The organism is Providencia sp. PROV255, assembly GCF_028478065.1.
Lineage (GTDB): Bacteria > Pseudomonadota > Gammaproteobacteria > Enterobacterales > Enterobacteriaceae > Providencia > Providencia rettgeri.
This window is the reverse complement of the sequence record NZ_JAMPMI010000023.1, coordinates 1-23,377: the sequence shown is the minus strand read 5'-3', so window position 1 is coordinate 23,377 and position 23,377 is coordinate 1. Positions and strand designations below refer to the sequence as shown.

Genomic DNA, 23,377 nt, shown 5'->3' with positions numbered 1-23,377 from the left:
CACCAAAAATCGCCTTGTCTCAACAAAGATCGTCCAGCATCAACAACAGGCATCGACTTGCTTCAATAAATGTTATTTCGCATCAAATTCAGAGCGTAACCAATTGTTAGGTATGGAAATATTCTTTTTATGGGTTTCTTTTGTGTATTTTGAATTCGATTTTATGGCCGGTTTTCTTCTCTGTGTATTCTAAATATCCAATTTCTTCAAGTTGCTTCATGGCTTTACGTATTACAGAATTCTGAACATTACTAGCAGATTTTAGGGCAAGCCGATCTTTTAAACGTTGCATACTGATCGGATAAGGGTTTTCTGGAAGAGCCTCTAAGAAAAGATACAAAGCTTTAGCAGTTTCTTTTCTTCCAAGTTTTTCAAGGGTTCTTACTTTAAGAATCTTTTTATAATCAACTGAATAAAGCTCTGCTAACTCTGGTGTAGGTTTGATATGAACCATATCATCTGTAGGAGTGAACTTCCCTGCTTCTATAAGATGAAGTATATGAGAGTTAATTCTATCGTCATCTGTGGCGCGACTAAACTTCATCGTTGTTGATGCTAGTCGATAAATGGAATCTTCAATTAGTTTTCTAAAGCGCTTAGATAAACGACTTTTTGGGTAGCCACACCTTTCGATGAATTCATCAAAAGGAATAACTGCATACCCCTTGGAATCTGGTTTGTAATCGAACAAACAAGAAACAATCCCCATCCAAACCTTAAAATCAGTTTCTACATCTAATCGCCTACCTGTTATAAGTATATCGGAATAACCTTCCTTCTCAGCAAAATGCAACGTCAGGTCATCCGAAGCATCCATACCAGTAGCTTCTCTGGAACCCGATCTTACCGTCGGGACAAATAAACCAAGCCTCAATAATGCAATTGGCTGAACTGTACTTGAACCATTAGGTTTAAGATAATGTACTTCACCGCTATCTTTTTCTATCTCAGAGACAGATAAATAACCGGATTTTATGGGTTTACTCATGATTTCCTTATTTTATTACACTTTATTGTTATCACCCTGCATCAACACAAGCACTAATTAACAGTAGCTGTGAATAAAAAATAGCAATTTTAAAAAGGATCATAACTTAGCAATATACATCAAAGCGTTAATGAAACGATCCTAATGTGCGTAAGTTTAGACTAATCTAGACTAGCGTCAACAAAATATCATCCAGCATCAACAAAAAATAGACTAGCGTCAATAAATAATATGCTAGCATCAACAATAAATCGTCTAGCATCAACATGAATATGCTTTAAATACTTTAAATTTAATAAGTTGCAAGATCGAGGATCTCTTTTGACCTTATTTGATCTCATTTGAATTTATTATTGGAACTATCCTGTTGATATGTGGATAACTTTTTTTAGGTTGAAAAGATCATCCAAATACTTATTTGTGGATAAAAAGTAATAACTTTTTTTGCCATAAGTGTTTTATTTAATTAAACCAATGAAATAAATGGAGATCACAGCTGTGTGGATAACAAGGTATACAAATCGTCTTGCTTCAACAAAATAGCATCTAGCGTCAACAAAAAATCGTCCAGCGTTAACGTTATTTCGTCTAGCATCAATAATAAATCGACTAGCGTCAACATGATCACACCCTCAGGCCTTGCAATAGAAGAGATCCCGGATCATAGGATCTCTTTTGACCTTATCAATCTTATTGGTACTTTATTGGTGCTACCCTGTTGATATGTGGATAATAATGCAAAACAACTTTTTAGCATGATAGAAACATAATTGACAGTATGCATCATGAGGATCAGCAAATTAGTAGTAATGATTCGTATATACTTACAAAGCAGATCCTTCCATTAAGAATGAGCTATTATTTTTGCCAAACCAAAGTTCCGTAAACGTCGTGAACTTCCAGCTGAGTCTATGTTTTACTGTAATCGTTTGCCTCAATTGTTTTACTAGATAAATCACCAACTAGGATCAACCAGGACCGTCACTCGCTGCAGCAAGAAGCGGTACCAAAATATCACTAATAGGCGTTGAAATGCCATGAATTCGGCCACGACGTGCTATGACACCATTACGGATATCCCATTCTAGCGGTCTGCCTGCTTCTCGATCTGTTAGAATAGAGGTACTCATGTCGATAGGCGCTGCCTGAAATTTATCAAGGATCTCCTGTGCTACCTCATCTCCGAGTTCTATACCTTCCGCACGTGCTACTGATAAGCATTCTTGTAAGTAAGCCAGCGTAAGCTTAGCAATGTCTGAACGGTTGAACATGCCAGACCGTCGGTGCGTGAGTACCATGAGTCCTGCCACAGCATTCTGCAATAATTTACGCCAAGCAAGAGAGCTGAAGTTTGAGGTTAAATCCACTGAGCACCAAGTACCTTGTAGCGCTTTAGCTACAAAGTGAGAAGCTGACGTATCTGGTAAGCTAAGTCGTACATCTCCCCGTAAAAGTACTGAACCATCTGGCTGAGCCTGTGCGGGGAACCATACGACTGAGGGAACTATCTGTCCAGATAGAGAATACGTCGCAAGAATATCCAACTGTTCAATACCGTTCTGGAGCACGCATATAACTGTCTCTGGGCCGGTCAAGACTTTGAGCCATTCATTTGCTGCAGCAATTTGTGTGGCCTTGATTGCCAGAAAAACAAGATCAGCCTTACGGGTTATTTTTGTCGGATTCGTTTCAACCGGTCCGGGTACGGTAATTGAGTGGTTACCATCAAGTAGAGTTAGGCGATCGCGGGGAGTACGTCCACACAGCAACGGTGTGCGGCCAACCTCATGTAATGCCGCCGCAATTGTGGTACCGATGGCTCCAGGACCCACAACAGCGACGACCATATTGAATTCAGTGCTCATGAATGCTGACTCCTTCTTAAAAAAATTATTAAGGTGTTGGTTGTGCTCTTAACAATGAGAATGTAATACATTACACATGGAAAAAGAAAATGGTAATAAAATTTCAGAAGGTGAAAACCGACTACAGCAATGGCTTAGCAGCATCCATGCTCGAAGTGGCGATCTTCCTGTAAGTGAAGCTAAAGTTGTCTCTCTTCTGCTTGCCGATCCTTTATTTGTTGGTACAAGCACAGCGGCACAGGTTGCTTCTCGTGTTGGTGTATCGCCACCAACAGTGATACGTGCTGCACGAGCGATCGGGTTTACTGGCTTTACTGAACTTAAAATAGAGATTGCCCGAGCACGTGGCACAGCCCGATTCTTTACACCACCTGAACGCCTTACTGCAAACGCTACTCTGACATCTGTACTGGAAACATCAATTCGCACTGGAGTAGACGCACTAACCGCGCTCAGCGGTGCTATTGAAATCTCCGATATTGATGAGGCGATCAATTTAATACAGAGTGCACGTCAGGTATTTGTGTTTGGTGCAGGGCCTTCTTCTACAGTAGCCGCTGACGCTGTCTTTCGCATGCGGACAGCGGGTGTAATAACTATCAGTATTCAAGATTACTTATCAGCAATGATTGCGGCCCGTCTCCTTTGTCCAGAAGACGTCATGATCGTTGTCAGCTCAACAGGTCGCACATCATCTACACTCGCCGTTGCTGATGCCGCTTACTCTAGCGGAGCATCGGTTATCGCTATAACTAACCAGTACAATACTCCGCTAGCCGAACTCGCTAATGTTTCACTCGTTGTTGGTGGCGTACCACTACCAGCTCAGATGGCCGCAGCAGGGAGCCGGCTTGCTCAGCTCGTCGTTATTGATACGCTGGTATCAGCCCTTACAGTGCGAGATAAAGAACAAAGTTACCGGGCCGAACGTGCGGGTATTGATTTACCGGATATGTTTTAATGCAATTAAGCTCGCTAGCTATGATCCTTACTGCTTCGGTAGCTCATGCTGTATGGAATATAGCCTCAAAATATAAGAAAGAAGATACACTTGTGTTTGTTTGGGCGTACAGCTGTACCTCAGCATTACTATGGGTTCCGATTAGTCTCATTTTGATAGTTAATGGACAACAGAACTTTAACTGGCAACTCGTTGTCGCGGCACTTATTTCGTCTATACTTCATATTGCTTATTCTCTAATCTTGCAGTCTGGTTACGAGCGGGTCGAGCTTGGTATTGTTTATCCGATTGCCCGAGGGAGCGGACCAGTTTTGACAATACTGTTTGCAACCCTATTCATGGGGGAACAGCTTTCTGCTCATGCTTTATTTGGTGCACTTCTCGTTATCGCTGGTATTTTTGTCGTTACTGGCAATCCGTTCAGAAGCAGGAGTCGACCTTTACAAGGATTACTGTGGGGAGCAGTAACAGGCGCTGGCATTGCCTGTTATACCCTCTGGGACGGTTATTCGGTAATCACTTTACATTTAGAGCCCGTGAGCTACTACGCTAGCACAATCCTGCTACAAAGTTTGATTATGACACCAGCTGTGATGCGACGACAGCATCATATTCAAACTGTTGTACGTATAGATATTATCCCAATCCTTATCATTGCTGTTTGCTCGCCCCTTGCTTATATTCTTGTACTGACAGCCATGCAGAGCATGCCACTGGCACTAGTTGCTCCTCTCAGGGAGTCGTCTATTGTTATCGGCTCCCTTTTCTCATATTATTTATTTCGTGAAAATCATCTAGCACGTCGTATTGCGGGTGCAGTGGTGGTGCTGTCAGGTATTGCAGTGATTAGCCTTTGATCGCTTCTAGGATGTCATTATGGTGTTATGGATATACTTGCAGAGAGTCCTGCCACCAATTCAACTCCTTCAGGTAATGTGTCTATGTGAATCCGAACCGGGATACGTTGCGCGAGCCGCACCCAGCTAAAGGTTGGTTCGACATTAGGTAGGCCAAGCCCTCCAATATCGTCATTGTTATCATTTATTCCACGCCCAATACTCTCAACATGGCCAGTGATTACCGGTTTATATCCCATTAGAGTAATATGCGCTATATTTCCTGCATGAATATGTTGCAATTTAGTCTCTTCAAAATAGCCAACCACCCAAAAACTATGGGCATCAATGATGGCAACTTTGGTTTCTCCCGCAGTGGCATAGTCGCCAGGGCGAAGCCGTAAATGGGTGACATAACCCGAAACTGGGGACCGAACAACGGCATGAGATAAGTTAAGTTTTGCAAGATCCAGTGCTGCTAGTGAACTATGGTAATTGGCTGCAGCAATGCTGGCAGCGCTGTCTGACTGCTGTATGTCTTCGCTAGAAATCACCTCTTTAATCTTAGAGCGTCGCCTCGCTGCATCCTGACGCATAAGCATTTCATGACGTTTAGCCGTGACATTTGCCTGTGCACTATCAACTGCCAACTTCAACCAGTGCGGATCAATGGAATAGAGTACATCGCCCCGATTCACCCACTGATTATCGTGGATAGCCACATCCAAAACCGGCCCAGAGACATTTGGAGCAATCTGTACCACATCCGCACGAATTCGACCATCTCGGGTCCACGGCGTTTGAGCATAATGTTTCCAGAGGATAAAAGCTAAAAGCGCAGCCACTGCCACAGCACTGAGCGTTAGCGCATAGCGACCAAGTAGATAAATAATCGATTTCATTAAAAAAACCCCAGTTCGTTCAGCCCTGCAATAGCAGGTAAAAAATAATAATACAGATGGAAAAATCGGTCATCGGGCGAAACGGCAAGCAACGGTAACTCTTACTGAACGAAAAAAGCGTCACGAGTAATATCGAACAAGTAAGCGCGATGAGGAAAATTATCAGCAGACCTGGTACAAAAACCCCCTCAATATTGAAATCATTGATCATCGGTAGTCTCCATTTTCTGAATACTTAATACGCAGTACAGATCAACCAGTTGATCAACATAATGTCGCGATAATTCATCTGTTACTGCTAGATTGCACTCAATTAGGCTGGCGATCCGTTTAAGTAAAGTGTCAATATCCATCGGGTATGCAAGCTGAGTGAATATTTCTTTTATGTCTTTGTTTGTATGCGCATCACATCGGCGTAATCGAATTACACATAGACCTATACGTAGGGTGTGCATCAAATTAATCAGTACCTTTTTTGATGAATGCTTGCAGCGCTGCATATGTGGCAGTATTAATGCGGTTCGATCGAGCATCAAATTGGTCCAGAGCGTTTCATCAGTATTCTGCATACCTTTTACGCTGCGGTTAATATCGTGCTGGCACAATTTTAGTAGGCGTTTTATCGCCGCATCTGCCTGCACAGTTTGAAGAAACCCCATACTAAACACTGCAAAGCCAGTTGCAGAAAATAATGCTATAGAGGTATTCACTGCCAAAGCAAAATCCCCGCGGTAGTGGGAACTCAGTTCGCACAAAATAGGTAGTGTCAGTGTTATACCCATCGCCATGAAGGTGGTAGGTGGCCTGGCCTGAAGAGACCCGGCAAGTAGATAAACTGGAGCTAAAACAGCTACCAGTACAATAAAATCACTGATTTGTGGGAGTAGAACAAAGCTATAGATCAGGCTTATTAAAACCCCCCAGAAGGAGCCAATAATGTATTTTACAATATGTGGTGCGGGCGTATCGAAGGTACCAAACAGTGTGCAACAGACTCCAAGGATAGAAACTGCCATTCCACCATCAGGCCATGCTGAGAAAATCCACATAAGGCAGGCGCTCAGAATAATGGTGAAAGCGCCTAGTGCGATGCGAGCAGCAGTAAGATGGTCACGGTGAAATATATACCCTTTTATGGTATTCTTTTCTGAATATGCAGGCATATGTTTCATGTGATGGATGGCATCTGAAAGACGATAGCATTGTTGCAATAGGACAATGGATTCCACCACATAGCGCATAAAACTAGCATGCAGCGTTTTTTCAAGCGTCATCTCATGCATGACATAGCGTTGAAGTAATTTTTCACTGTGTTTTTTGAGAGCTCCCCCCTTGGCTTTAAATATTTCTTCATCTTTACTGGCCAGCCAGAGCTCAATATTTCTCAGCAAAATTTGTATTTCGACTGGTATCGTCGCCATTAGCGCTAAACGGTCGCGTAATTCACAGTTAATAATGATCAATCGTGCCAGCCTGTCGTGAAGCCTTTTTCTTGCTTGCCTTATCGGAGCAGAAAACGCAAAATCATAAGGGATATGATGACTGATACCCTGCAAGAATTGTAATGCAAGAGCCATATGCAGCGACGATGAAATAGTATCGGGTTTACCTGCTAAAGTATCTGAGATCCGCTGACGCACTGAGACCAGAGTCTGCGACAATTTACTATTGAACTGGCTTGAGATGCGCGCAGGCAATATATAACGATGAATAAGCGCCGCGCAGAAGATACCGATCATAATTTCCTGTACCCGAATGATAGCGATGTCAAAAACAGCGCTAGGATCGGATACTGCAGGAAAGCCAATCAAACTTGCAGTGTATCCAGCTAGAACAAAACCATAGGCTCGAGGGGTGCGTTCCAGCAAGGATAAATAAAGGCAGAATGTAATCCAGCTAGTTAGTATCACACTACAAAATATGGGAAAATTCACGAATAAAGGCACAATCAATACCGTCATACCCGCTCCGATTACCGTTCCCACCAGACGATACAGACTTCTACTGAGCGAAGCTCCGACGGACGTTTGAGAAACAATATACACTGTGATAATTGCCCAGGAAGGCTGCTCAAGGCCAATTGACAGTGCAATATAGTATGCGAGCATAGCTGCGGCAAAACTCTTCGCAGAATACAGTAGAGCGTTCGCGTCATTCAGCAAAGAAGGACAAGCCATACCGCGAAAATGATGGGGTATGGAGTGTAACAAATGAAAGTAACTCGTGTTAATTTTTTTCATGCTGAATATTATTACCAGCTTGCATATTCACTTAAATACTATATTCTGTCAAAAAATACCTAAATATTGCCAATCTATGCTACCGCGACTCGCCAATACACTGTTTGATCCAGATGCGACTACCTGCCCCGCAGTCGCGAGACATCTGGATTTTGTTGATTATGCTGCTGAAGTGCCAGTACATACGCACCGCAAAGGACAATTGATTATTACCCTCTATGGGGCGGTTATTTGTCGTACCGAAAATGATATCTGGATTGTGCCACCTGATTGTGCAGTTTGGATACCTGGGGGAGTACCGCACAGTGCTAAAGCTACCTGGAATGCGAATCTAAATTATCTTTTTATCGAGCCTGGAGCTGTTGAGCTGCCAGAGGAATGCTGTATTCTGACCATTTCCACTCTGATCAAAGAACTGGTTGCTCGTTTAACCTGCGAGAGCATCGAATATCCACCGGAAAGTCATCTTGCCAGATTGACTAGAGTAACACTTGATGAATTAGCCACTATGCCTCGACAGAAACTGAGCCTTCCTGTGTCATCGCATCCTAAAATTCGCACCATGACTGATGCGCTGGTAACTCAACCTGACGATCGAAGTACATTCAAAACATGGGCCAAAAGACTGGCACTTAGCGAACGTTCTCTTGCTCGCTTGATGCAGCGTGAAACAGGATTGACGTTTGGACGCTGGCGACAGCAACTGCAGCTGATAATTGCTCTTCGGGAACTGGCTAGTGGTGTTTCGGTTCAAAATGTAGCATCAAATCTAGGGTATGAATCTGTTAATGCATTTATCACCATGTTCAAAAAAACAATGGGCAATACACCTGCACACTATTTTGCCGAACGGAAAACTAGCTCACCTTTAACCGATATTTAGTAGCACCAAGTTATGCAATTAACTATAAATGAGTCATGGTATAGTATGTATTATCCCAACATATCGTTCTCCTTTGCCAACTGCCACTACATAGTGAAGGCCAGATTAGCCTAACAGCTTAAACGAATGACGCTGGCTTTAACCTTTTTGCCTACCAACAAGTATTTGAGGCACATACTCTAGCAGGTCGAGCTCTCCTTTTGCCCAGACACGGCGATAGATTTCCAGAGCATGAAACAGTTTTTCGTTAAAGTGATGGAATGACCACATGAAGTCGATGTGGATCAGCGCGATTCACTGACAATGCGAAATTGCGGTGACGCCATACGCCGGTTATGGGCGGTGTTTTCCAGTTCGCCTGATCGTAGTTTCTCGGCCACATCCTCGGCACGCAGCTGCTCAACGTAATCCATGCTGCAACAGACATGCAGCAGGCGCTCCAAGAAGCGCGGTGAATAGACATCCGGCTGAATCTTAACGAATCCCCCTGCATACAAAGTGCGACCCACTGGATGCCTGTCTTCCCACGCATTGCGACGCTTGGACAAAAACCGCTGAATACGGTTAAGGCCAGCCATGTAACCGTGGCGATCGTCATCCGAACGCAGTAAGTTCTCCATTGATTTGTCGAGGCCGACCGCTTGACAAGCCCAACACCCAAACCGGCTCCCACAGGCTTCACTGGATTTTTTCTCGGAGCCAGACCAGACACATTCCCCGGTTGCGGCTTTGTACAGTTCAGCGGTGTCGTTGTTGCTCTCCAGATAGCTCGGTAGCAGATACTTAGGAGCACTTCCGGCGCTGAGCAGAAACTCCCACACGTCACCCTGTAACCAGTGCCGGACAGGGTATAACTCACCGCCTTCCTTTGTGATCTTAACCTGACTCGCGCTCCCGCCTTTCAAAGCGATGTTTTTGGCACGGATGACGCCTTCAGCGTCACGGCTTCCGAGTAACAAGCAGACTCGCTCACGCACGGATTTTGGCAGGCTTTTTACGTAGGCCGTTTTGGCGCGTTTGGCCGCGAAAATTTTCAAATCGTTGGAGCACTGCCGTACCGAACTGTTGGTGAAGGTGGGTAGGCCTCGCCCGGTCAGTATCCGCCCCGTCCAGCTTGAAGTGAGCCCCGGCTTTGCCAGAACGATAGACAGCGGCAGGCCTTCCTGTTCAATGAATTTTTCCAGTGCAGCCAGTTTCTGATCGGCGAGCCAGCGTATTTCTGGGTTTTCAATGCCCGTATCGGTATGTAAAAGATAATGGTGCTGGCTGATAGGGATACCTGCACGGACTGCGCGCACCAATGCCATGAGGAATAAATGCAAGACAACTTCAGAGTCTTTACCGCTACTCCAGGCAAGGGAGATCGTCCAATTATCAACTAGGGCTTGATAGATAGAGGCGGTACCGTCATGGATGAGGTCGGCAAGGCTAACCCCGCGACTGGCATCACGGTAATTCAGGTCGGCATCTTCCTTCAGCGTTTGCCACACGGACTGCCACTTATCCGCTTTTAAGACAGATATAGAAGGCGGTATCGGATTTTCAAAGTTGAAGGAATGTTGCATAAATCACCTGTTATTTGTTTTGTTTACAGATTATTTTTGCATGAGGCTGACTGCTAACGAAATTCCGAAAAAAAGGGAGATATTAAAAAATTTTAGTTTGGTGCTAATATATGCGGTAAAGATTATTAATCTTGTGAATTTTAAATAGAGGTGGCAAATGGAATTAAAAGAAATACTTTTTTATTGCTTTATTGTTATTGTTCCTCTTTGGATTGCGGTGTATTTATTTAATATGTTTAGACGCATCTCTTTAGGTAATAGGTTAAAAAGCGATCCCTTGGCACAAATGGATACCATGTCATGGGTTTTTATGTACCAAGGCTCATCGGAAGAGATTAGGGCATATATGGCTCAAGAGCTATTTGCTTCGGCGGTTGACGTTATAAACGCCAGTACAAAATTCAAAGGGGGTCAAAAAGCATTGGAGATTGACCCACAAAAATTTATTGATGACCTATTTTTACCAGAAATGCTGAATAAGATTGATGAAACGTCTCAAGTAACCTTTGTAATGAAAAAAACAAATGATATGGCGCTCGCTAAAAAATTAATTAGAAGTCCTGTCCCTTCATCTGCTGCTTATTTACTAGAAATAGTAAGCAATCAGTCTTGACAGAAAGCCAGGAAACCCTGGCATTGGTAACTTTCAATATTCTTCGTACTGCGGTCCACTGTAGTTGTCGAACCGCGACCATTGACCGTTAAAGGCCAGACGCACCGATCCGATTGGCCCGTTACGCTGCTTACCCAGGATGATTTCGGCTACCCCTTTGTGCTCGCTATTCTCGTTGTAGACCTCATCACGGTAGATGAACATGATGAGGTCCGCATCTTGCTCAATTGAACCCGACTCACGCAGATCCGAGTTTACCGGCCGTTTATCAGCGCGTTGCTCCAATGAACGGTTAAGCTGCGATAAGGCCACCACGGGTACCTGAAGTTCTTTTGCCAGCGCCTTTAAAGAGCGAGAGATTTCTGCAATTTCCAGCGTTCGGTTGTCTTTCAACGCCGGAACCCGCATCAATTGAAGATAGTCCACCATGATCAGGCTCAGGCCTCCGTTTTCTCGGAAAACCCGCCGCGCCCGCGATCGTAGTTCGGTCGGCGTCAGGCCGCTGCTGTCGTCGATATAGACATTTCGTTTTTCAAGCAAAATGCCCATCGTGCTGGAAATGCGTGCCCAGTCTTCGTCATCCAGTTGGCCTGTCCTGATTTTGGTCTGGTCAACGCGGGACATGGAAGCCAACATGCGCATCATGATTTGTTCACCCGGCATCTCCAGGCTGAAAATCATCACGGGCTTATCTTGCGTCATCGCCGCGTTCTCGCAGATATTCATCGCAAAGGTGGTTTTGCCCATTGACGGACGCGCTGCAACGATAATCAGGTCGGACTTTTGAAGCCCCGCCGTCTTTTTGTTCAGATCAGTGTAACCCGTATCGACGCCTGTTACCCCGTCATGCGGCGTCTGGTACAGTTGCTCGATGCGCGTTACTGTTTTCTCCAGAATGGCATCAATGCCCATTGGTCCGCTGTCTTTATTGGTTCGAGACTCTGCTATCTGGAACACACGGCTTTCGGCCAGGTCCAGTAACTCAGCGCTATTGCGGCCCTGGGGATCGTAACCGGCATCCGCAATGTCATTGGCCGCTGCGATCATCTCCCTCACCACAGCGCGCTCACGCACGATGTCGGCATAGGCCGTGATGTTTGCAGCGCTTGGAGTATTCTTTGACAGTTCGGCCAGATAAGCAAAGCCACCGACAAGATCAAGCTGGTTGTGCTGCTCCAGGGCTTCAGCAAGCGTGATCAGGTCAATCGGTCGGCTTGATTCCACCAGCCGTTGCATCATGGTAAAAATGCTTTTGTGGGCGCGGGTAAAGAAGTCCCCTTCCACAACGCGTTCGCTCACCAGATCCCAGCGCTCATTGTCCAGCATCAGTCCACCAAGAACAGATTGCTCCGCTTCAAGTGAATGAGGTGGCATACGAAGGCCTACCAGACGCATATCTTGTTCAGTAGCGACTGTGGAGCGTTGATTTTTCTCTTTCATCACCGGCCTCACAGCATGTTTCGTTGCGCGATTTGGCGTTCACACTCAGCCCCCAGTGACGGGTAATGCTGGGCAATTGCAGAATACAGCTGCTGGCTCATGCAAGTGGCTTCACGCTCTCGCCCAGCGCTGCGATACGCATTTTCTTTATCGTGATCGTAGTTGCTGAGCACCTGTCGAACGTAATTTACTTTTATGCGAGCCAGGAACGCGTCGGTGTTTTTGCCTTTACGGCGAATGGAATGACCTTTCCCGAGTGCGCGCGGCTTACAGCCCCGACTTTCATAGTGGGAGATAGCCAACGTTTCCAAAGAAGCGTCATCAATGACACGGATGATGATTTTAGGCAGGACAGGCAGTGCGTGTTCCATAGAACCTCCGAGCAGAGCCGTGACGTCATTATTTTATTCAACGGCACGGTCGATGAAGTGAAGTAGGATAAAAAAGGCCGGATAACCGGCCTATTCTTGCGATGACAGCGCGTTGGCTTATGCCTCTGCGTCGTCCTCACCTTCACCGTCATGAGCCTCAGTGGCTTCGTCATTGCCTTCGTTTTCAGCCTCAGCGGCTTCTTTCGCAGCCTGCTCGGCTTCCTCTTCCAGTTTGGCCGCTTCTACGTCGCTCAGCGCAGCCATCAACTGGCGGGCAACTTCAGGGGACAGACGCAACACCACTTCTTCCGGTACGGTCTCAGCGATTTCAATTTGGTTTTCGTGCTCAGCTGTTGGTGCTGGTGGGATCTGCGAGCGCAGTTGATCCAGCGTCGGCAACAAGCTTTCGAAGGTTTTGCGCACGACTTTTGGTTTCACCTTGGCTTTCTTCGGCGAAGACACGTAGCGCGCTGTGACGCGGTTTTTGCCTGCTTGCTCGGCTTTAGCCAGAGAAGCCATCAGGATGTCGAAAGCATCACGATCGGTGCCTTGGCAATCCGTGATAACGTCAATTGCAACATCGCCGGACACTTTATCATCACGTACCAGTTTTTTAATGCGCTCTTCGGCTTTAGCCAGGATCAGGCTGCGGCGAACAGTAACGCTGGACAGACCCAGACGGCGAGCGATGGAGTCGATTTCATGGCCCCAATCAACCAGACGGCGGAAACCTTCGGCGCGCTCAATCATCTTCAGATGCTTGGTATTGGCGCTTTCGATCATGTTGAAGACTTCTTCGTCCTTGCCGCCTTCGAACTCTTCAATGATCAGTTTTTCGAATACCGCACCCTCAGCGATAGCGGCCATCAGGCCGGTGTAACGGTGGTGACCGTCGATGATTTTCAGGCGTGTCACGCCGTTCACAACAACGACTTTAACTCGGATAGCCGGTACGCTGCTCGGGTGGTTGAGGTAGGCGTTCTTGAACATCTCAGCACGCTCTACGTCAACCTCACGTAGGTTCAGGCCTTCTTCAACGTACAGCCAAGAGACGCTGACGGCGTACACGTTGTTACGGCCAACGTTCAGCTCTTCGAACAATGCGCTGTTCGTGGCGGTTTTACGCTCTTTAGCAACGAAATCACTCAGGCCGCGCAGAGTGGATGGAGCCTTGTCCATTTGGCGCATGATAGTGCCCAGGTTGCCCATCAGTTCGCTGTCACGGGAGGCTTGGAAGATTTGTTGTACGTTGATAGTCATGATAGTTACTCCGCAAATTGTTATTGGTTGTTTACGTGTTTGTGCTTACTTCTGAATCCAGTTAAACACGGGGTGTACCGGTGACGAATAGCAAATGCGGAAAAATAGTCTTTTTTCGAGTATTTTTTTGTTGGTGGGAAATAGGCAAAAAAAAAGCCAGCAATGCTGGCCTTTGGTAGGAACGTTGAGTTACAGCGCGTTGGCTTTCGCCTCAGGCATGATCTTGTTCATAGCCGCGCTAAGTTGTTCACTTTCCCCTGCCGTGTAATCAGGCCAAGGAACGAAAGGGCGATTTGTTTTGTTCAACAAAGAGAACCCTGTCGGGCACCGCCATTCCATTGGCGTAGTTTGACCTTCAGTGTAGTTAACCAACATCAGATCTTGCTCACAACTGACATCTTTCACACCGCCCATCTCAATCAGCCGGGTGCTCATTATCCCAAAGTTTTCATCGGCAAACTTCAAGTGGTCATAGGCCGCAAATGTGCTGTAGAGTCCGACCCACAGAAGGATTTGGATATTAAGGATAGTGCCTATCTGCCCGAGGGTTTTTTCTTTGACAGCTTTGCGTAATAAAACACCGGCACCAAGCAGCAAGTAAAGGCCACCAGCCAGGTAAAGCCAAACAGGTAAATTGGAGCCAGATTGGTCCATCTGTTCGGAATCTGCATCCATGAACGATTTAATGAATGGAGCAAGAAGTAAAAAGAAAGACGGCACATAAAGTAACCAAGTCAATTTTACTTGCCTGATAGCTGCCACACGTACTTCCTTGTCATGGCTCGCTTCTTCGAGCACAATTTTCATTGTTTTTGCAAAGGAAAACACTGTGGCGATCAGAAAAAGCGTGGTCATTAATAAATACATTTATTCTCCAACATTAGGAATGCATACTTTGACGCAATGGTACAATGTTAATAATTAAATTAATAATTAATTCAGTCTCAAATTGAGCGGCTTTTTAAGATGCCTGTAGATAAACTGCCATCCTTTTCCATGAGGTGTACGGTAATCCAGGCGCGGAAGTTGTTGATTTGCATTTAGCGAATCGAAATTCCGAGGGTGAGTATTGAATTGAAAGAAGTGAGCCAACTCATGAGCCACCAGCGCTTTAAGGTGATCAAGCCGGTTGATGGAGTAGAACGAGCCGATTTCCTTATCCTTGCAAATATGCGCGTATTCGTGAAAATGGCATGCAAACATGCGTAGGCCATATATTTCAACCAAAGTTGGCTCGTAAAGGTAACCAGGACTGATCGTAATGGTGCGATGACCTCCCCAAGAGTTCTTTGCAGCCCAGTTCACATGTACCGACGGGCTATTTCCCACATAACCAAAATCACGACGATACATATTTGCAAGGTAAGCGGTGTAAAGGTGAATGATATGTTCAGCGGTCGCGATCATCTTCTCGCCAAAAACAGCAACTCGTTCACGACGAGCTATCACCTTCGCTGGCTCTATAACTTCACGAGCCGGAGGGGGCTGTTTGAAAACGACAGTATCCAAACACCACTGATCTTCAAAGTCTCCTTCCGGCGTATCCAGGTGAATCGTCAGTTCGGCGGGAGAACCCATTTTTTCAAGCCAGCCATCCAAAGAACGCCCCACTTCGTCAATACTGACCAGATCTTCAAACCCAGGGGCATGCAACCAGATTATCGAGCCAGCCGGGATTGTGCGGTATTGGCGGATGTGCGATGCAATAATCTGGCGCGGTGTCATGACTCAATACCCCATACGTTGTTCGTGTGCGGCTTGACGGCGATACTCGGCATCTTCACGGGCTTCCCGGCGCTGTGCTGCCAAAACACGTTTTTCGGCAAACGTCATGCGGCTGATATCGGGTACTTTAACTTTCCCCGACCCTTTGCATTCGCTGCACTGGACATCGTAGGTACCTTTACGATATTCATCACGAAAGTCGTCATCGAGCTCGTTCCATTCACTACCCGTGAACCCATCAGAAAAGGCGGGGTTGTCTACTTTTCCGTGGCCTTCACAGCAATCGCAGATCACCCAGCGGAATTTTTCAGTTCGCATGATTCACCTCTATTTTCGGTTTGTTGAGCGTGATTAACCGGAAGACACGCACCCCGAAGGGTGCGCATGATTTATTCAGCGTTTTGCCATTCAAAATCTACAATTGGCTCCGAACCGTCCACCAGCGCCAGTGCGTGACGCAGTCGCGACAGAACAGCTGCTTTTTTATCGGTGGTAGGCACATCGTTTTCGATCAGGGCGATGGCATCCGTAAGCGTGGAAATGAGGTCGGTACCCTGCTTGTCATTTTCGGGGTAAGCGTGCGGAGACTCAGCACGAATTTTGGCTTCTTCGGACGGATTGGTTTCCCAACCATTTTCGTTGATGATACGGCGCGGATCTGGCCCGGCAATAACGGTCGCACCGAGCTCAAAGCTCATGTCGGCGTATGGCAGTTGATTGGCGAGCATATCCAGGGCAGCTTGGTTGTTCATGCAAAAACCATCCGCGACCCACATCGGGGCGACGTCTACACGAATAAGCCAGGAGAAGGGTTTAACTTGCGACATGACGAGTCCTCTGTTATTTAAAATGCCCGCACTCGGAGGTGCAGGCGCATTCAACACAGAGACAGTGTTACACGACCGTAACGGCCGACAAAATCAGGAAAAGTCAGATCGTGACTGCGTTACCGTCACAGAAGTGGAACCATATTTACGGCCAATTTTCATCAGGTCGGAAAACACAGCGATAGGTTGTCCTGCACCGTTTTCAGTCTGGGCAAATTGTTCCAGAAACTTCGACACATTCCAGCGCCAAAGTGCCAACTGCCGCAGGGATTTGTCGCGGGCAACATACTCTTGAATTTTCTGAGCCAACACTTCAGCGGGCGTATTTTCCGAGAGAAGATAAACGGCGATCTTCCCGGCATCGCGAACAGCGGTCCCTTCATCATCAACGCCCAATGCGGTACCCGTCGCATAGAACAGAAAATCAGTATCGCGGATAGGCTCTGCCCCAGAAACCTGATTACAGGCCATCTGGAATTCGTCGTACAGGAAATAGAGCACGGCATCGCTAATACCAGACAGTTCAGGGTAATACTTCCGCAAGGTAGCGATAACCTGTTTGTCATCCTCTTCAGGTACCCAGGTCGTTGCGTAATCTGCGTTGAGCCGTTCAAGCGGTAGGAACGAGATGCTGGAGATGGCTTCATCATCGTGCTCCGCAGCGCAGTGCATCCAGTCAAGTTTACCTTGCCATTTACCGGAAACCTCACTGATCCCCGTAAACACGATTTCCGTCAGCAGAGGGTGACCGGGAATGTATTGCTCAACGCTCAACATTTCAACACTGTCCGCCGTCATGTCATCCCACTCAGCCAGCGGATCGGAAGGGATATCAGCCAGGCTGACGATGCTTTTGTAAACCTGTTTTTCAAAGTAGAACAGGTTAGGCTCCATCAGCTCGCAGGCGTCGGGTGTGATAGAACGGCCCAATAGCAATTCTGCCATCGCTTCTTGTACCTGGCCGACGGTATCGAATTTTTTCGGGATCACCGCATCGAATTTTGTGTGGTGCAACACCCAGTAATTGCCATTACCGATCACCTCAAAAGGATACGGCACGATTTTCCAGTCGGTAACCGCCTGCATCGGAGTGACATAGGCTTGAGCCAGAAGCTCTAGCGCCTTTTTCGGTTCGGTCGATTTTTCGCTTAGCATCAGTGAAACCAGCTTTTCAAACACAAACACCTTTCCGTCTTTCACCAGGTATTGAACATTGGGAATACCGTCAATGGCACGAAGAATTTTGCGCAAGCTATCTTTGATACCCATATCATTGAACATCAAATGCAGTTCGTCGGTCACGATCTGGTTCATAGTTTTTTCCTTCTCCAGTTTCATAGCCTCGGCCAGGCGAGACGCGGGTTATTTTAGCGTTGCAGCGAATTTACGACGGCTTTCAAGCCTGTCAAAATATTATCCGCTTCCTCCGGGCCAAGCGGCTCGTCGCTGAAGTTGTTAAATGCATGATGAAACACCTGAACGTGGTCTAAATTCATTTCTGGCAGAGCGACAGATTGACGCAGCACGGCGCTGAGGTCGTCGGCTTGCATCAACATTTGAGCCCCGCTTATAGACGCTTCAGGCTTAATCAGTCCAGCATCAATAAAAACAACGCGAAGCAGCTGTGTTACAGCTTCCAGCTCTTCGCGCAGCTCTAGGCTGGCTTGTTCGATAACCAGGTCGATAACGTTCTTCAGCGCGTCTTTCGTTGTCCAACCGTGATGGATCATCATGCTGGCGTAGACCGCGAGGTCCCTCGGGTCGCCTTTATCTATATGCCGGAGAAAATCATTGATGCAAGCCGATCCCCAATCGGGCTTTGCCCATTCGTTCGTGAGCCCCCGTTTGAGTTCGGTGGCTCGCATTTTTTCAGCCACAACCTCAGCCGTTTTCAAAACCAGAGCCTGGCTGTCCTTATGCAGGTCAGTAGGTAGATTGATAACGAAACTCGTTTTTGGTTTTACGGTGTTATGCATGAGAGCTACCTTTGTCATTAAAGCACTAATTATCTCTCAATTCCCCCCCCCCACGAAATTTCCAACGTTAGCAGACTAATAAATATTGCACATTTAAGTGGTACCTATTACTATAGTAACAGGTACCACTCAAGGGGATAATGTGGCGTTCTATAAAATCTCATCTTTTATCCGAAGCACTAAAAAAATACCTATAACAGACAAACAGTTACTTGATGCTGCTCATGAAGTTCAACAAGGACAATTTGAAGCTGATTTAGGCGGCGGAGTGATAAAAAAGCGCCTTGCAATGAAAGGGCAAGGCAAAAGTGGAAGTGTTAGGGTTATTATCTTTTTTAAGATAAACAATCATCTTTTTTTTGCAGATGGATGGACTAAAAACACGGTCAATGCCAAAGGTAAAAAAGAGATTGAAGATGATGAATTGGAAACCTATAAAAAATTAGCTGCTGAGTTTCTAAATTTTGACGAAAAAACCATTAACAACTTAATTTCTAAAGGAATACTGGAGGAAATTACTGATGAATGACAAACTTAATAATATGCTTGAATTGGCTAAAGAGTTAAATGCAGCTGGTGCATCACCTGAAAGTCTGGTTAAAGATATTGAAAGCACCGTCCGCGCCCGTGAAATTAACGATAAAATAAAAGAAGTTTCAGCGATGAGCGGCTCTGAGATCAAGATGTTGCGGACTAAATATTGCATGTCTCAATCTGTGCTCGCTCGTGCATTGGGAATGTCGAAAGAGAGCATATCCAAATGGGAGCGAGGGGAAAAGAAACCAAGCGGCCCTGCATTGAGGATGTTGCGTATTCTTGAAAGCAAAGGCCCAGAAGTTTTAGTGGTCTAAGGCTAAAATAAAGCCCCTAAATCAGGGGCTTTTATCATTCATCGGGCATTGCTTTTTAACGTATCCAACGCCGCTTTTTGCCATCGCATGGCATGTTCCAGTAGGATCACCGCCTCTTCCTTACCCAGGAAGGCATCACCAGTAAACACCTGTGCATCGAACCTGTCGCAAATTTCAGCGGCCCTGATCTGCTCAGGGCTTTGTTCATCAAGCTGCATTATCTTGCTTCTCTTCATGTTTCGAACGGATCTGAACACCACGGAACATCGCACAACGGCGGAACATCTCAATGTCAGGGATAGCCCCATCACCGTGTTTGGCTCGGCACATACGCAATGTCAGGCGAAGTAGCATCTTGATATCGCGTGGAGGCATAGTCGGGAATCTGTCCACCAGCTGATTTAGTAGATCAGCGTTCAGTTCGACACCAAAGTTGTCTGCCATCACTTGCCAAATCTTCTTGGCGTCATCAATCGTAGGCACGTCATAGCGAATGATCGCCGCACAACGAGGGATGATGGCTTCATCCAGATCGTCTTCACGGTTCGATGTCATAAACATCAGGCCGTCGAAATACTCCATTGTGCGCAGGAATTCAGCGACTACAGCGTTATGCACCATATCCAGCCCACGAGCCATAACGAAAACATCCGCCTCGTCCAGGAGCAGCACACAATCCCAACGACGGGCGCGCATTAGTACGGTTTTCAGGTTCTTGTCGATCTCTTCAGCGTTAATACCCAAAGTCCCTGCATGGATGGAGTACAGCGCCCTTTCCGTCAGTTCCGAATACACTTCGGCAGTCAGGGTTTTTCCTAACCCCGGTTTGCCAACGCACATGATGATATTGCCCGCACTTTTCCCTTCGATAATGTCGCTGGTAAAAGCGGTAATGTCGGTGGTCAGGACATCCAGCAAATCGCTATGTGATTCAGGCAAAATCATCTTGTTACGCAGGTTTTTGTCGTACTGGTATGGTTCGACATTATTCGAATGCACCCAGACAAATTGATGAAGTGACAGATCGAAGAAACGGACTGCGGTAGCTTCTGGCAACACGCCGAAACCATCAACCTCATCAGTACCTAACAAGTCGGTTTCAACCATCTCACTGACCGGCCCGCACTCACTGGTTGGCAGATCATGGATCAGCTTGTGACCCGCAATGTTCAAGTTGCGATCGTAACTGCCATATCCATCGATTTTATTTGCCGCACCGATAGCACGGAATTGGCGAGGGAACTTGCCTTGTACCAGCTCGTGATACCGTTTCAGTTGTTCATCGTATTCAGCGCGTAGCTCTGGCGTTTCCTTGAACAGGTGTTGCTCAGCCAGGATTTTTGAAACTTGACGGCGAGCCACTTCTTGGGCGTAAAACTTGATGCTGTCAGTATGGACAGCGTAGGGCTTATCACGATTCGAATTATTGCCGTAGCCATACCATGAAATATTGATATCCACAGATGGAGGCTGGTTTCGGTAACTGCCGCTGGTGTTGTGTTTAACAGATGTCACGAGCGCAACATACAGATTACCATCACTGCCTCGGCGGTAGATCCAGCCGTCTTTGGCGTCAATACGCAGGTATTCAAGCAGGACGCTTTCAAAAGCTTGAAAACTCGCAACAGGCTTGGAAAAATCCCCGTTCTTTGCAGCTACGATCGAGTCAATGACGCGGACTATTTTCTTTTGCCCCATTTGCTCACAGGTATTTCGCAGGTCGTTAATTGCCTCTTCACTCAGTTTGTCAGCGTCGATATCAATTTCCTGATCGTTGCTTGCGTTAGAAAAGGCCTTGCTGGTTAACTCTTCGTGCGAAGCATTACGCAGAATGCCACAGGTGATCGTAATAGCCATAAAAGCTCCGGAAAGTGGACGTTTAGGGATTATCAGGGAACAAGCTCAGTTAACGAAAGAAGCCCGCCGAAGCGGGCTGAGATGGCTTATTTCGTCCCCATCGTTTTTTGGTAGAGTTCCCAAGCTTTCGCTTCAGGCAGTTCCGCCAGAATGATGATGTCTTTACCGTTGTGTTCACGGCAACCCGCAAACATCGCGGCTTGGTCTTTGGTTTTGCTGATATCCACGCCGTTGATAGCGTACAAAGCGTCATTTTTCACATAGAGCAGTTTCTTTGGGTACTCACGTTTGAAGCGGGCGCGCAGCTTTTTCTCGTGTTGCATGTCGGTAACGATGCAATCAACCAGCATTTCCAGATCGACACTCAACAACATGTTGGTGCCTGTTTGTGGGTCTTTAAAGTCAGACACCAGATCAGGCAAAGATTTAGCAAAGGCTTCTGCCTCTTCTAACAACTTATCTTTACCATCCATTGCGAGGATGAAGGTACAACCACCTGTGCCGCTGTTATGGGCATTAGCGATAGCTTTCCCATCAAGACAAACTTTAGCTTCAAAGCACCAGGTTTCTTCACTTGCGAACGCAGCAACTTTCAAAGAAGTTAGAGTGATACGGGTCTGGCTGATTTGCTGGTACATGGTCGTTCTCCGGTTGAGTTATTCGTTTTGTTTACTGCCTGTGAATCCAGTATTACCCCACTCCAACCGCTGACAAATAGCCAATCGCGAAAAAAATCATTTTTTTTGACATTTTTTCCTACATAGAGAATAGATTTGGTAAGTGAAATATTAACGTAGAATTAAGAGAGATCCCGCACTACACAGGCTCCCCGTGAGTGAGATTTTACGACGAATACACTTTCCCTCAATTCATACCCTGTATGACTAGGAATAAGAAAGGCCGAGAATCCGGCCTTAGTTTTTTGAAATGTTGGCAGCTTATTTCGCAACTTTCAGTGCGGATGTGCGCGGCCAGTAATGTTTTGGTTTGGCCTTACCCGTTTTTCCCTGAGGCACGCTGACTACATAACTGATCTCATCTCGTGGGTAACCTACGCCAGCGCTTTTGAACAGATCGGGGAAGTTTTCCCTGTGCTGATTGGTGAAGTGCGCATGTGGTTTCAGCACGGCGACGACCGTACCTGTTTTTTCGCGTTCAAAACCCTGCGCCTGGCTGGACCATGTAACTTGATCACCAACTGTAAATTCTTTCTGGCTCATATTACCCTCGTCGTTATCGAAATGTGATGTGCGGTGCCGGGTGCCTCCCGGTGAATCGGTGTATCAAGCCGACTCGCCTTCACCGAACCCCAGTGTTTATAGGGACAACCGAGTTGTCGTTAATCACTGTTTGATACAAGGCCCCTGCGCATAGCGGGATTCACCGCACAAATTTATTTTGCCCCAGGAGATACGGCTGACGAAACTTCAACCAATAAAAAGGCCAGCGCTGAATGCTGGCCTTGTGATCTGTTATCGATAGAGCGTGGTTTAATTACCAGCCGCTGGCAATGCCAACACCGATCGCATTGTTGTTTTCACTATCCAACGATACGTTAAAGCGGACTCGAGTATTCGGCGAAGTTTTGAATTGCACGCCACCCGCGATTGCGTTTCCGTTCTGGTAATTACCCAGGCCGATGCCGTAACTGAACGTACTATCAGAAGCATACGGGATGGAGGAAATCGCTGTAACCCCAGCAATACCAGCGTTAAGCCGATTTTCAGCACGCTCAATTTTCTCACCTAATTGTTTGAAGCGCTGATTAGAAGAATCACGCAACTCTTTGAATTTGGTATCAGTATAGTAGTTTGCGTTGACCTCAACGGTATTAGCTGCGTTCTGAGCATAAGTGATGCTCTGATGGTAGCGAGTATCCGTGTAGGTGTTTGATTTTGTTACGGCGTTTTTCTCGGCTTCTTCAGCGCGAACGAAGGCTTTGTCGGCTTTCTTATCGGCACCTTGAGCCGTGGTTAACGCAGTACCCGCAGTTTTTCTCGCATCGTTAGCCACGCCGCGCACTTCTTCCACCTTCACGTTTGCTTCGTTCGCAGTGTTTTGGGCGAGATCGGCTTTAGAAACTGCCTGGTTAGCGGTCACCTGAGCTTTATCGGCTTTGGAAACCGCTGTATTGGCAGTCCCTTGCGCATTATCCGCAGATGACTGGGCGTCGTTGGCCGCAGCGTGTGCCTTGTCGGCTGAGCTCTGAGCGTGATC

General features: G+C 46.5%; 27 protein-coding genes. 6 read left to right on the top strand and 21 right to left on the bottom strand.

What is annotated here, in order from left to right:
- Positions 1 to 127: 127 nt before the first annotated feature.
- The 3 genes from PR725_RS18740 to PR725_RS18730 form a co-directional block, all read right to left on the bottom strand.
- Complete coding sequence (locus PR725_RS18740) at positions 128 to 988, bottom strand: RepB family plasmid replication initiator protein (protein WP_272570004.1); 861 nt, start codon at positions 986 to 988, stop codon at positions 128 to 130.
- A 490-nt stretch (positions 989 to 1,478) separates the two neighbouring features.
- Positions 1,479 to 1,610 carry a hypothetical protein gene (locus PR725_RS18735; RefSeq protein WP_272570002.1) on the bottom strand — a complete coding sequence of 44 codons (132 nt, stop codon included), beginning with the start codon at positions 1,608 to 1,610 and terminating at the stop codon, positions 1,479 to 1,481.
- A gap of 346 nt (positions 1,611 to 1,956) precedes the next feature.
- Positions 1,957 to 2,853 (bottom strand): oxidoreductase, encoded by an 897-nt coding sequence (locus PR725_RS18730; protein ID WP_272570000.1) that lies wholly within the window; start codon positions 2,851 to 2,853, stop codon positions 1,957 to 1,959.
- Between the two features lie 76 nt (positions 2,854 to 2,929).
- Here PR725_RS18730 and PR725_RS18725 point away from each other — a divergent pair, with 76 nt between their 5' ends.
- Together PR725_RS18725 and PR725_RS18720 are read left to right on the top strand one after the other, a co-directional pair.
- Complete coding sequence (locus PR725_RS18725) at positions 2,930 to 3,814, top strand: MurR/RpiR family transcriptional regulator (RefSeq protein ID WP_272569998.1); 885 nt, start codon at positions 2,930 to 2,932, stop codon at positions 3,812 to 3,814.
- The gene (locus PR725_RS18720; RefSeq protein ID WP_336297990.1) at positions 3,814 to 4,671 is read left to right on the top strand and encodes a DMT family transporter; all 858 of its coding nucleotides are present in this window, start codon (positions 3,814 to 3,816) and stop codon (positions 4,669 to 4,671) included. The genes PR725_RS18725 and PR725_RS18720 overlap by 1 nt, the downstream gene beginning before the upstream one ends.
- Before the next feature lie 17 nt (positions 4,672 to 4,688).
- Here PR725_RS18720 and PR725_RS18715 read toward each other — a convergent pair whose 3' ends face one another.
- From PR725_RS18715 to PR725_RS18705, 3 genes are read right to left on the bottom strand one after another with little or no spacing between them, the layout of a single operon-like run.
- Positions 4,689 to 5,552, bottom strand: a complete 864-nt coding sequence (locus tag PR725_RS18715) for an efflux RND transporter periplasmic adaptor subunit (protein ID WP_272569996.1) — start codon at positions 5,550 to 5,552, stop codon at positions 4,689 to 4,691.
- Between the two features lie 19 nt (positions 5,553 to 5,571).
- Positions 5,572 to 5,763, bottom strand: a complete 192-nt coding sequence (locus PR725_RS18710) for a DUF1656 domain-containing protein (RefSeq protein ID WP_272569995.1) — start codon at positions 5,761 to 5,763, stop codon at positions 5,572 to 5,574.
- The gene (locus PR725_RS18705) at positions 5,753 to 7,792 is read right to left on the bottom strand and encodes an FUSC family protein (RefSeq protein WP_272569994.1); all 2,040 of its coding nucleotides are present in this window, start codon (positions 7,790 to 7,792) and stop codon (positions 5,753 to 5,755) included. The genes PR725_RS18710 and PR725_RS18705 overlap by 11 nt, the downstream gene beginning before the upstream one ends.
- Before the next feature lie 76 nt (positions 7,793 to 7,868).
- On the opposite strand from PR725_RS18705, the gene PR725_RS18700 reads away from it, so the two are divergent.
- Entirely contained in the window at positions 7,869 to 8,675 is an 807-nt protein-coding gene (locus PR725_RS18700; RefSeq protein ID WP_272570006.1) for an AraC family transcriptional regulator, read from the top strand.
- A gap of 284 nt (positions 8,676 to 8,959) precedes the next feature.
- Here PR725_RS18700 and PR725_RS18695 read toward each other — a convergent pair whose 3' ends face one another.
- Positions 8,960 to 10,240, bottom strand: coding sequence for a phosphoadenosine phosphosulfate reductase domain-containing protein (locus PR725_RS18695; RefSeq protein ID WP_272569993.1), 1,281 nt, complete (start codon positions 10,238 to 10,240; stop codon positions 8,960 to 8,962).
- 157 nt (positions 10,241 to 10,397) lie between these two features.
- Here PR725_RS18695 and PR725_RS18690 point away from each other — a divergent pair, with 157 nt between their 5' ends.
- Positions 10,398 to 10,853 (top strand): hypothetical protein, encoded by a 456-nt coding sequence (locus PR725_RS18690; protein WP_272569992.1) that lies wholly within the window; start codon positions 10,398 to 10,400, stop codon positions 10,851 to 10,853.
- Between the two features lie 33 nt (positions 10,854 to 10,886).
- Here the strand turns inward: PR725_RS18690 and dnaB are convergent, their stop codons facing one another.
- From dnaB to PR725_RS18645, 9 genes are all read right to left on the bottom strand, one after another.
- Positions 10,887 to 12,293: a replicative DNA helicase gene (dnaB, locus tag PR725_RS18685; protein WP_272569991.1), complete on the bottom strand. Its 1,407-nt coding sequence runs from the start codon at positions 12,291 to 12,293 to the stop codon at positions 10,887 to 10,889.
- A gap of 8 nt (positions 12,294 to 12,301) precedes the next feature.
- Positions 12,302 to 12,664: a hypothetical protein gene (locus PR725_RS18680; protein WP_272569990.1), complete on the bottom strand. Its 363-nt coding sequence runs from the start codon at positions 12,662 to 12,664 to the stop codon at positions 12,302 to 12,304.
- 117 nt (positions 12,665 to 12,781) lie between these two features.
- Positions 12,782 to 13,924, bottom strand: a complete 1,143-nt coding sequence (locus tag PR725_RS18675; protein ID WP_272569989.1) for a ParB/RepB/Spo0J family partition protein — start codon at positions 13,922 to 13,924, stop codon at positions 12,782 to 12,784.
- Positions 13,925 to 14,113: 189 nt separating this feature from the next.
- The gene (locus PR725_RS18670) at positions 14,114 to 14,686 is read right to left on the bottom strand and encodes a hypothetical protein (protein WP_272569988.1); all 573 of its coding nucleotides are present in this window, start codon (positions 14,684 to 14,686) and stop codon (positions 14,114 to 14,116) included.
- Positions 14,687 to 14,857: 171 nt separating this feature from the next.
- Positions 14,858 to 15,649, bottom strand: coding sequence for a hypothetical protein (locus PR725_RS18665; protein WP_272569987.1), 792 nt, complete (start codon positions 15,647 to 15,649; stop codon positions 14,858 to 14,860).
- A gap of 3 nt (positions 15,650 to 15,652) precedes the next feature.
- The gene (locus tag PR725_RS18660; RefSeq protein ID WP_272569986.1) at positions 15,653 to 15,943 is read right to left on the bottom strand and encodes a hypothetical protein; all 291 of its coding nucleotides are present in this window, start codon (positions 15,941 to 15,943) and stop codon (positions 15,653 to 15,655) included.
- A gap of 95 nt (positions 15,944 to 16,038) precedes the next feature.
- Entirely contained in the window at positions 16,039 to 16,476 is a 438-nt protein-coding gene (locus tag PR725_RS18655) for a hypothetical protein (RefSeq protein WP_272569985.1), read from the bottom strand.
- 93 nt (positions 16,477 to 16,569) lie between these two features.
- Positions 16,570 to 17,790 carry a hypothetical protein gene (locus tag PR725_RS18650; RefSeq protein WP_272569984.1) on the bottom strand — a complete coding sequence of 407 codons (1,221 nt, stop codon included), beginning with the start codon at positions 17,788 to 17,790 and terminating at the stop codon, positions 16,570 to 16,572.
- 53 nt (positions 17,791 to 17,843) lie between these two features.
- Complete coding sequence (locus PR725_RS18645; protein WP_272569981.1) at positions 17,844 to 18,452, bottom strand: hypothetical protein; 609 nt, start codon at positions 18,450 to 18,452, stop codon at positions 17,844 to 17,846.
- 142 nt (positions 18,453 to 18,594) lie between these two features.
- On the opposite strand from PR725_RS18645, the gene PR725_RS18640 reads away from it, so the two are divergent.
- A complete protein-coding gene (locus tag PR725_RS18640) occupies positions 18,595 to 18,981 on the top strand; it encodes a type II toxin-antitoxin system RelE/ParE family toxin (RefSeq protein ID WP_272569979.1) in 387 nt (128 codons plus the stop codon).
- A complete protein-coding gene (locus PR725_RS18635) occupies positions 18,974 to 19,303 on the top strand; it encodes a helix-turn-helix domain-containing protein (RefSeq protein WP_272569976.1) in 330 nt (109 codons plus the stop codon). The genes PR725_RS18640 and PR725_RS18635 overlap by 8 nt, the downstream gene beginning before the upstream one ends.
- A gap of 38 nt (positions 19,304 to 19,341) precedes the next feature.
- Here PR725_RS18635 and PR725_RS18630 read toward each other — a convergent pair whose 3' ends face one another.
- The 5 genes from PR725_RS18630 to PR725_RS18610 form a co-directional block, all read right to left on the bottom strand.
- Positions 19,342 to 19,521, bottom strand: a complete 180-nt coding sequence (locus PR725_RS18630; RefSeq protein ID WP_272569974.1) for a hypothetical protein — start codon at positions 19,519 to 19,521, stop codon at positions 19,342 to 19,344.
- Positions 19,511 to 21,160 carry an AAA family ATPase gene (locus PR725_RS18625; RefSeq protein WP_272569972.1) on the bottom strand — a complete coding sequence of 550 codons (1,650 nt, stop codon included), beginning with the start codon at positions 21,158 to 21,160 and terminating at the stop codon, positions 19,511 to 19,513. Before PR725_RS18625 ends, PR725_RS18630 begins: the two co-directional genes overlap by 11 nt.
- An 86-nt stretch (positions 21,161 to 21,246) precedes the next feature.
- On the bottom strand, positions 21,247 to 21,798 hold the full coding sequence (locus PR725_RS18620) for a hypothetical protein (protein WP_272569970.1): 552 nt from the start codon (positions 21,796 to 21,798) through the stop codon (positions 21,247 to 21,249).
- 300 nt (positions 21,799 to 22,098) lie between these two features.
- The gene (locus PR725_RS18615; RefSeq protein WP_272569969.1) at positions 22,099 to 22,380 is read right to left on the bottom strand and encodes a hypothetical protein; all 282 of its coding nucleotides are present in this window, start codon (positions 22,378 to 22,380) and stop codon (positions 22,099 to 22,101) included.
- Positions 22,381 to 22,654: 274 nt separating this feature from the next.
- Positions 22,655 to 23,377 (bottom strand): YadA C-terminal domain-containing protein (locus tag PR725_RS18610; RefSeq protein ID WP_272569968.1); only part of this gene is annotated, 723 nt, incomplete at its 5' end.